Genomic DNA, 1,273 nt, shown 5'->3' on the forward strand with positions numbered 1-1,273 from the left:
GAGGGCGGCGTCCTAGGCCACTAGACGACGGGACCAGGAACACAGATCACCGTTGAACCGAAACCGCTCGGCATCCGAACCACGTTTCGACTCCGGGAGATCCGTTCGCTGGGGTACCAGGACTCGAACCTAGACTAACTGAACCAGAATCAGTCGTGCTGCCGATTACACCATACCCCATTATCAATCACGGGCAGCTTTCCTTCGTCCGTCCCACCGATCAACTCGGCGGTTTCGGCATCCGGTGTGCTGTCCGCTGCGCTGACAAGAATACTAGACCATGCCCGCGAAGCCGCCGGAACACCCCCCTCCTGGCAGCCGTCTCCGCAGGTGGGAGGCCGGGCCCGGCAGTGAGCTCGATCAGGCGGGGGCGCTCGATCAGGCTGGAGCGCTCGATCAGGCGGGGGCTCCGGCCAGGTCCCGCGGTTCGCGTCCCACCGCCCCGTGCGGGACCGGCGCCGGGACGACCAGGTCGACGAGTTCGTGCAGGTCGCCGATCGCGGCGACCTCGCGCACCCCGGAACCGCCCCGCACAGGCTCCGGGACCGCGTGTCCCGCGCGGTTGAGCCAGACCCCGCGCAGCCCCGCGCGGACCGCACCGAGCGCGTCGGCTTCGAACCGGTCGCCGACGTGCAGCAGCTCACCCGGTTCCCGCCCGAGCTGTTCCGCGGCGATGCCGAAGATGTGCGGATCGGGCTTGCTGTGCCCCACTTCCTCGGAGATGACCACGATGTCGAACGCATCGGCCAACCCGACGGAGGCGAGCTTGTCCCGCTGGTACCGGCCGGGTGCGTTGGTGATGGCCGCGAGCGGCAGCCCCGCGGCGCGCAACCACGCCAAGCACGGCACGACGTCGTCGAACAGCCGCCAGGCGTGCTGCATGGCCGCCATGCGGTGGGATTCCCGGCGTGCGGCCTCCACCGCGTCGATGCGTTCACCGAAAGCCGCGAAGAACGCTTGCGTGCGCTCGACGCACAGCACGTCGAAGTCGATCTCGGCGGAGGAGAACCGGGAGTAGAACTGGTCGGTGGTGCGCTGCCACACGGGCCAGGCGCGGTCACTGCCGACCAGCGCGCGCAGGCCGCACCGCGAGGCGCGTTCGCTGTCCAGGAGCGTGTCGTCGATGTCGAGGCAGACGGCCTTGATCTGTCCGGTGTCGCGGGTTGCGGACCCGTCAGGCGCGGATGTCACCCCGAGAGGCTAGGTGCTCCCGGCGGGTGCCCGACTCGGCCAACGCGGTGATCCTGGGCCGCTGATTCGGTTGAGCCTGCCC

The 1,273-nt window shown here is 69.1% G+C and carries 1 protein-coding gene and 1 tRNA gene; both read right to left on the reverse strand.

All coding sequences use genetic code 11. The annotated features are described in order from the left end of the window. Positions 1–108 precede the first annotated feature (108 nt). Positions 109–180 (reverse strand) — tRNA-Gln (locus IQ251_RS17300). A gap of 216 nt (positions 181–396) precedes the next feature. Further along, positions 397–1,191, reverse strand: a complete 795-nt coding sequence (locus IQ251_RS17305; RefSeq protein WP_193929667.1) for an HAD family hydrolase — start codon at positions 1,189–1,191, stop codon at positions 397–399. Between the last annotated feature and the right edge of the window lie 82 nt (positions 1,192–1,273).

The organism is Saccharopolyspora montiporae (genome assembly GCF_015209505.1).
Classification (GTDB): domain Bacteria; phylum Actinomycetota; class Actinomycetes; order Mycobacteriales; family Pseudonocardiaceae; genus Saccharopolyspora; species Saccharopolyspora montiporae.